The sequence below is a fragment of the Rhodococcus chondri genome (genome assembly GCF_036327435.1).
Lineage (GTDB): Bacteria > Actinomycetota > Actinomycetes > Mycobacteriales > Mycobacteriaceae > Rhodococcus > Rhodococcus chondri.
The window spans coordinates 1-7,341 of record NZ_JAUZMZ010000211.1 but is presented as its reverse complement, the minus strand read 5'-3'; the positions used below and the strand labels follow the sequence as shown (position 1 = coordinate 7,341).

8 protein-coding genes and 1 pseudogene are annotated in these 7,341 nt (G+C 68.6%); 3 read left to right on the top strand and 6 right to left on the bottom strand.

Annotation, left to right across the window (positions count from 1 at the left end; genetic code table 11):
• Both Q8814_RS23155 and Q8814_RS23150 read left to right on the top strand, forming a co-directional pair.
• A partial coding sequence (locus Q8814_RS23155) for a sensor histidine kinase (protein WP_330154320.1) occupies nt 1-611 on the top strand: 611 nt, incomplete at its 5' end.
• Entirely contained in the window at nt 608-1,279 is a 672-nt protein-coding gene (locus Q8814_RS23150) for a response regulator transcription factor (protein WP_330154319.1), read from the top strand. The genes Q8814_RS23155 and Q8814_RS23150, both read left to right, overlap by 4 nt.
• Before the next feature lie 27 nt (nt 1,280-1,306).
• Here Q8814_RS23150 and Q8814_RS23145 read toward each other — a convergent pair whose 3' ends face one another.
• The gene (locus tag Q8814_RS23145) at nt 1,307-1,960 is read right to left on the bottom strand and encodes an O-methyltransferase (protein ID WP_330154318.1); all 654 of its coding nucleotides are present in this window, start codon (nt 1,958-1,960) and stop codon (nt 1,307-1,309) included.
• 15 nt (nt 1,961-1,975) lie between these two features.
• Nucleotides 1,976-3,718: a proline--tRNA ligase gene (locus tag Q8814_RS23140; protein WP_330154317.1), complete on the bottom strand. Its 1,743-nt coding sequence runs from the start codon at nt 3,716-3,718 to the stop codon at nt 1,976-1,978.
• A gap of 53 nt (nt 3,719-3,771) precedes the next feature.
• Here Q8814_RS23140 and yaaA point away from each other — a divergent pair, with 53 nt between their 5' ends.
• A complete protein-coding gene (yaaA, locus tag Q8814_RS23135; protein WP_330154316.1) occupies nt 3,772-4,515 on the top strand; it encodes a peroxide stress protein YaaA in 744 nt (247 codons plus the stop codon).
• Here the strand turns inward: yaaA and Q8814_RS23130 are convergent.
• The 4 genes and pseudogenes from Q8814_RS23130 to Q8814_RS23115 all read right to left on the bottom strand — a co-directional run.
• Nucleotides 4,508-5,596, bottom strand: a complete 1,089-nt coding sequence (locus tag Q8814_RS23130; protein WP_330154315.1) for an FUSC family protein — start codon at nt 5,594-5,596, stop codon at nt 4,508-4,510. The genes yaaA and Q8814_RS23130 overlap by 8 nt on opposite strands.
• A gap of 75 nt (nt 5,597-5,671) precedes the next feature.
• Nucleotides 5,672-6,043: a TetR-like C-terminal domain-containing protein gene (locus Q8814_RS23125; RefSeq protein WP_330154314.1), complete on the bottom strand. Its 372-nt coding sequence runs from the start codon at nt 6,041-6,043 to the stop codon at nt 5,672-5,674.
• 70 nt (nt 6,044-6,113) lie between these two features.
• Nucleotides 6,114-6,203: pseudogene (locus tag Q8814_RS23120) on the bottom strand (hypothetical protein); the annotation flags it as partial.
• Between the two features lie 83 nt (nt 6,204-6,286).
• The coding region (locus tag Q8814_RS23115; RefSeq protein ID WP_330154313.1) for an MFS transporter at nt 6,287-7,341 on the bottom strand (1,055 nt) is incomplete at its 5' end.

Below are 7,341 nucleotides of genomic sequence, written 5' to 3'. Positions count from 1 at the left end.
CGTCGGTGGCGCTGGAACTGTTCGACACCCACCCGGAACGGACCCGCCCCGCCCTGGCGACGATCAAGGACACGAGCCGCGACGCGATCGACGAGGTGCATGCCTTGTCGGCGTCGTTGCGCGGCAGCGAGATCGGTCCGCCGACTGCTCCGACCTCGGGCATCGCGGATCTCGACGCGCTGGTCGAGCGGGCGCGGGCGTCCGGGCTGGATGTGACCACCCGGATCCGGGGTACTCCGGTGCATCTGCCGAGCCTGGTCGATGTCGCCGCGGCGCGCATCGTCCAGGAATCGCTGACAAACGTCGCCCGCCACGCGGCCGGGTCACCCGCGACCGTCACCGTCACGTTCGGCTCCGGCACGCTGCTCGTGTGCATCGAGAACTCCGGCTCCGAGAAGCGAAGCAGTCCAGAGAACCTCGATGGTTCCGAAAGGTTCGGCGGTGCCGGGCCGGCATCCGGCGGTGGCAGCGGCATCCCGGGCATGCGTGAGCGCGTCCGGGCGCTCGGGGGCACGCTCACCGTGGGGGCAAGACCGAACGGGGGCTTCCGCGTCCGGGCGGAGTTGCCGCTCCGACGCCCCGATGATCACGACGCGGAGGACGACCTGTGACGATCCGAGTGGTGGTGGCCGACGACCAGGCCCTCGTACGGGCCGGCTTCGTCGCGTTGCTCGACGCGCAGGAGGGCATCGCTGTGGTCGGTGAGGCCGTGGACGGTGCGGCCGCGGTCGCGACGACGGCCGAGCTGGTCCCCGACGTGGTGCTCATGGATATCCGCATGCCGATTCTGGACGGGCTCGCCGCGACCCGGCGCATCGTCGCCGACCCGGCGCTTGCCAGGGTGCGGGTTGTGGTGCTGACGACATTCGACTTCGACGAGTACGTCTTCGAGGCTGTGCGGGTGGGGGCGAGCGGTTTCCTGGTCAAGCACACCGAACCGGGCGATCTCGTGCGGGCGGTGCGCGTGGTCGCCGACGGGGACGCCCTGCTGTCGCCGTCGGCGACGCGGAAGCTGTTGGCGGAGTTCGCGGCTCACGCGAAGCAGCCTCCGCATGCACCGGAACTCGAGCAACTCACCGACCGGGAGCGGGAGGTGATGATTCTCGTCGCGGAGGGGCTGACGAATGCCGAGATCGGCGCACGCCTGTTCCTGAGCCCCGCGACCGTGCGCACCCATGTGAGCCGGATCCTACTCAAGCTCGGCGCGCGCGACCGCACCCGGCTCGTGGTGCTCGCGTACGAATCGGGCCTCGTCCGGCCGGGATGGCAGGATCTCTGACACGCCGGCTCGGAAAGAAACGAGGGTTCAGTCGACGACGAGTGCCAGCGCGAACCCGTCCCAGCCCTTGGAGCCGACGGTCTGGAGTGCGGTCGCGTCGAGCCGGGGTTCCGACGAGAGCAGTTCGAGGACCTCCCGCGAGGCGCGGGCACGTTCGTCGTCGGTGGCGGGGTCGGCGACCGAACCACCACGGATCACATTGTCGACGACGATCACCGTGCCCGGGCGCGACAGTCGCAGTGCCTCACGCACGTAGTTGGAGTTGTTCTCCTTGTCGGCGTCGACGAACACCAGATCGAACGGACCCTCGAGCTGCGGCAGGGTGTCCAGGGCCGCACCGACACGGATGTCGACGACCCCGCCGACACCGGCACGGTCGAGATTGACACGCGCCACCTCGGCGTGCCGCGGCTCGAATTCGAGCGTGATCACCGTGCCGGCGTCGCCGACCGCCCGCGCGAGCCAGATGGTGCTGTATCCGCCGAGGGTGCCGATCTCGAGGACCGACCGCGCTCCCGTCGCGCGCGCCAGCAGATACAAGAATTTGCCCTGCACCCGGGCCACGTCGATGGCGGGCAACCCCGCCTCCGCGTTGGCCGCGAGCGCCGACTCGGTGGCGGGGTCGTCGCCGATCAGAAGATCGGAGAGGTAGGTATCGGTCCGTTCCCAGTCTGCAGTCATACCCCCGAGTGTGGCCTATCCGCGGATCGCGGCGAGTACCTCGGCGACGGCCTCTCCGACCGGCACCTCACGGGCTTCGCCGGTGAACCGGTCGCGCAATTCGACGTTGCCGTCGGCGAAACCGCGGCCGACCACCACGACGAGCGGCATGCCGAGCAGTTCGGAATCCTTGAACTTGACCCCCGGCGATGCCTTGCGATCGTCGAAGAGCACCTCGACACCCGCGTTCGACAGTTCCTCGGCGAGGTTCTCGGCACCTTCGCGGGCCTGCTCGTCCTTGTTGGCGATCACCAGATGCACATCGAACGGGGCGATCTCCGAAGGCCAGCGCAGTCCCTTGTCATCGTGCATCTGCTCGGCGATCACCGCAACCATGCGGGAGACACCCACACCGTACGAGCCCATGGTGGGACGGACGGGTTTGCCGTTCTCCCCGAGCACATTCACCTCGAACGCGTCGGTGTACTTGCGGCCGAGCTGGAACACGTGGCCGATCTCGATGCCGCGGGCGGAGACGAGCGGACCCGCACCGTCCGGCGACGGATCGCCGTCGCGGACCTCGGCGGCTTCGATGGTGCCGTCGGGGGTGAAGTCACGGCCGGCAACGAGGCCGAACACGTGCTTGCCCTGCTCGTCCGCTCCGGTGATCCAGCTGGTGCCGTCCACCACACGCGGATCGACGAGGTACCGAACCCCGTTGGCCAGGAGCGCCTTCGGCCCGATGTACCCCTTGACGAGGAACGGATGGGCCGCAAAGTCCGTGTCGGTGAGCAGCGCGACCTCGGCGGGCTCGACCGACGCCTCGAGGCGCTTGGCGTCGACCTCACGGTCGCCGGGAACGCCGATGCCGAGCAGTTCCCACTCGCCGCCGGGCTGTCGCACCTTGACCAGAACGTTCTTGAGAGTCTCGGCGGCTACGACGTCACGACCGAGGATCTCGGTGGCGGCCGCGACCAGAGTGTCGATCGTCGGGGTGTCGGGAGTGTCGTGGACGACGGCCTCGGGCTTACCGTCGACCGGAATCGCATCGGGAACGCGGGTCTTGACGGCCTCGACGTTCGCCGCATAGCCGGACTCGAGGCAGCGGACGTAGGTGTCCTCGCCGGCCGGGGACTCGGCCAGGAATTCCTCGGACGCGCTGCCGCCCATCGCACCGGACGTGGCCGAGACGATCACGTACTTCACGCCCAGTCGGGTGAAGATCCGCTCGTAGGCGTCGCGGTGAGCGCGGTACGACGTCGCCAGGCCCTCGTCGGTGAGATCGAAGCTGTAGGAGTCCTTCATCACGAACTCCCGGCCCCGCAGGATACCGGCGCGGGGGCGTTCCTCGTCGCGGTACTTCGTCTGGATCTGGTACAGCGTGACCGGGAAGTCCTTGTACGAGGTGTACTCCCCCTTCACGGTGAGGGCGAACAACTCCTCGTGGGTGGGGCCGAGCAGGTAGTCGGCACCCTTTCGATCCTGCAGCCGGAACAATCCGGGCCCGTACTCGGTCCACCGGTTGGTGGTTTCGTACGGATCGCGCGGCAGCAGTGCGGGCAGCGAAATCTCCTGCGCGCCGATCCCGTTCATCTCTTCGCGCACCACTCGCTCGATCTGCCGCAGCACCCGCAGCCCCAGTGGCAGCCACGAGTACACCCCCGGCGCGATACGACGGACATAACCGGCGCGGACGAGCAGCTTGTGGCTCGCGACCTCGGCGTCGGCGGGGTCGTCACGAAGCGTGCGAAGGAACAGGTGCGACATGCGGGTGATCACGGAGTAGCAGCCTACCGGCAGCTCCGAAAGCCACGTCGGTACGGTTACCGGTTGTGCTGGTGCTGCTCCCCCCTTCCGAAACCAAGTCCGACGGCGGCGTCGGCGAGCCCCTGGATCTGGGCGAGCTGTCGATGCCGCAACTGACACCGACCCGCGAGTTGCTCGTACAGGCTCTGGTCGATCTCGCGGCCGACAGCGAGGCGTCGATGCGCGCGCTCGGACTGGGGGCGACACAGGGGGACGAGGTCGAGCGCAATGCGAAGCTGTGGGTCTCGCCCACCCGCCCCGCCCTCGAGCGGTACACCGGAGTGCTGTTCGATGCCCTCGACGCGGCGTCGTTCACGCGGGCGCAACGCGAGAAGGCATACCGTCGGCTGGCCATCGGGTCGGCGCTGTTCGGCGCCGTCCGCGCCGGCGACCCGATTCCGGCGTATCGGCTCTCCGGCGGGTCGAAAGTACCCGGGTTCGGGACGTTGGCGGCACTGTGGCGGCCGGAACTGCCCGACGCGCTCGTCCGGGAGGCGGACGGCGACCTCGTGGTCGACCTGCGCTCGGGGATCTACCAGCAGCTCGGTCCCGTACCGGGCGCGGTGACCGCGACGGTTCTCACCGAGCAGGCCGACGGATCCCGCAAGGTTGTCAGCCACTTCAACAAGCACCACAAGGGTCTGCTGGCGCGCGCGCTGGTGCTCACGCGCGCCGAGCCCGCCGACGTCAAGGGCGTGGCGCGGGTCGCGGCGAAGGCAGGGTTGCGTGTGGAAACCCGATCCCCGACGGAGCTGCTCGTGCTCACCTGACGGCGCCGATGATCCGGCGGGCAGGGTGGAGCACCGCGCCGAGTTGCGCCGTCACCCGGGGGTCGGTGGACTCGGCAGCGACGCTCTCGAGTTCGGCCAGCCGTCGCTCACAGAGCCGATCGGCCTCGCCGGTGGCGTCGTCTGCGTCGTCGCCCAGGTGCTCGACAAGGTCCGCGAGTGCTGCGATCAGGTCGCCGATCGCCTGTCGCGGACGCTCCCGCAGCTCGGCCGGCTCGCCTTCGTCGTCCGTCATCGTCTCGACTGCGTAGGCAAGGCTCTCGACCGACGAGGAGACGTACCACAGTCTGTCCACGGTTCGATCCGACCGATGGGCCTGCTCCCGGGTGTGTGCTGCGGACGGCCGCGGATTGAACCGCGCGCTCTCGTGCGCCCACCGGGACTCGTCGACCGCGCGGTGCAGCAGTCGGTCGATACCCCGGGCGCGCTGGACCCAACTGTCGCGGCCATGCTCGGCCGCGGTGACCCCGCAGCATCCCGACGACATGTCCCGCAGCAGGTCGCGCAATTCCGCGGTGAGTGCCGCGGTCTCCGCCCCGGCCGGATACACCGGGGGAAACACGATCGCGGTCACGAGAACGCCGACGACAGCGCCGATCGCCGTCTCCACGAGGCGTTCGCCCAACAGCACCGGGCTGCCCGTTGCGCCCGTCGCGATGACGAGCAGGGCCGTGATCGCGACCCAGATCCCGTTCGACTCGAACCTGGACCAGCGACCGAGGAGATAACCGACGGCCACCGATACACCGATCGCCACGGTCGACGAGGTCACCAGCCGGGTGACGGCCACCGCGAGCAGCACTCCGGCGACGACCGCCCCCACCTGGATCGCCGCTTGGCGAAGAGAGCGCAGGACGGTGGCTTCGACGAGGAACACCGCCACATAGGGCGCGAGGAAAGCTTGCTGGAACTGTAGCCACTCCGCGGTGATCAGCCACGCCACCACGGCCGCGACCGTGCAGCGCACCACTTGGAGCGCCACGTAACGTTCGTGCCCCCGGAAGCGGAAGACCCGGTCGACCCATGTGGCCGTGTCCCGGATGCGATCGACGATAACGGCCATGGCTTCCGGCTACCCGGATCGGATTCCGGGCACGCGTGGGCTGCCTCACCGACACGGGAGATCGGGCCGTGTCCCTTATCTCCGACTTCCGTACGCGGCCATGAACATGTCCAGCAGTCCGTCGATCGCGGCTTCGTCGATGGGGCGAGGGGTCAGTAGCCAGCGGTAGTAGAGAGTCCCGCACAGCACCTCCGCGACGTATTCCAGGTTCGCCTCGGCGACCAGTTCGCCGTTGCGCTGGGCTCGGGTGATCCGATCGAGTGTTCTCTGTTCGACGGTGGCGAGGAATCGTTCGTGCAGGGTCGCCCGGAGTGCGGGATCTGCCTGGGCTTCGGCGATGACTGCGCGGTAGACGGGTCCGATGGGCGGGGTGGAGAGGGCGTGACTCGATCGCAGGAACTGCTCGCGCAGGTCCGCGCGGACGTCCCCCGTGGTGTGGTAGTCCAAAGTCGCTGACCCACACCACACTGAGCGCGTCGAGTAGCAGCGCTGCGATGGACGGCCAGCGTCGATAGATCGTGTGCTTCCCGACCCCCGCTCGCCTGGCGACTGCTTCGATGCTCAGACCGGCGTCGCGACACCAAGAAGGCGTTCGCAACACTTCCATGACGCCGAACCCGGCCCGGGTGCGCGCGTTCGGGTGTGCATGAAGCGGGCACGCCCGCAACCACCGTCCTGGCCGGGTACACCTCAGGCGGTTTGCGCTGCCTTCTCCGCTTCCTGTGCCTGGGCCACCTGCTCCGGGGTGAAGCGGATGAACATCGCCGCGATACCGGCGATCACCGCGCACACCGCACACCCGACGAGCGCGAACATGTATCCCTCACCTTGCGCCGTGATCTGTGCCTGTGTCATATCGACGACCGCTCCGGACGTTCCTCCCAGCGACATCGTCCTGGAGGTTGCCATCGCACCGATCACGGAGAACGCCAGTGGCCCGCCGAGGGTCTGGGCGACCTGCGCGATCGCCGACAGCGGCCCGATCTCGTGGGCGCCGACCCCGGCGATCGCGCACAGCGGCAGCGGCACCACGGCCAGCCCGACCCCGAATCCGACGACGAGCACCAGAATGAACAGGGTCGGGAAGTACCGGACCGTCTCGTCCATCGTCGATCCGTACAGCAGGCTCACGGTCATGATGGCCGCGCCGGTGACCACCAGCCAGCGCGGTTGCACGCGCACGGCGAGTTTCGAAGCGACCGCGGCCGCGCTGCCCAGGCCGAACGCGAACGGGACGAACGCCAGGCCGGCGCTGAGCGGGGTGTAACCGAGAATGTCCTGCACGAACAGGGCGACGAACGCAGCGAGGCTGAACATCACGGCGCCGGCGAAGAAGATCGACACGAATGTCGCGACACGGTTCTTGTTGCGGAACAGCACGAACGGCAGCAGTGGATTCTCGGCGCGACGCTCGACGAGCAGGAATACGCCGAGCAGCACCAGCCCGACGATCAGAGCGGCAATCACGGCCGGGCTGGTCCACCCCAGTTCCGGCCCTTCCGTCAGGCCGAAGACGATGCCGGTGCAACCCGCGGTGGCGAGGATCGCGCCCGGCACGTCGAGTCTGAGCCGCTCGGCAGCGGTTTCACGCAGGGCCGCGACGCCGAGGATCACGATGAGGATGCCGATCGGCACGTTGATCAGGAAGATCCAGCGCCACGACACCTGGGTGAGCGCACCCCCGAGGATCAGCCCCGCGATGGAACCCACACCCGTCATCGCGGCGAAGATCGCGATCGCGCGGT

Bases quoted from the DNA above. Each gene is read 5' to 3' on its own strand.
- Q8814_RS23130 (WP_330154315.1), bottom strand. From the start codon at position 5,596: ATGGCCGTTATCGTCGATCGCATCCGGGACACGGCCACATGGGTCGAC.
- Q8814_RS23145 (WP_330154318.1), bottom strand. From the start codon at position 1,960: ATGACTGCAGACTGGGAACGGACCGATACCTACCTCTCCGATCTTCTG.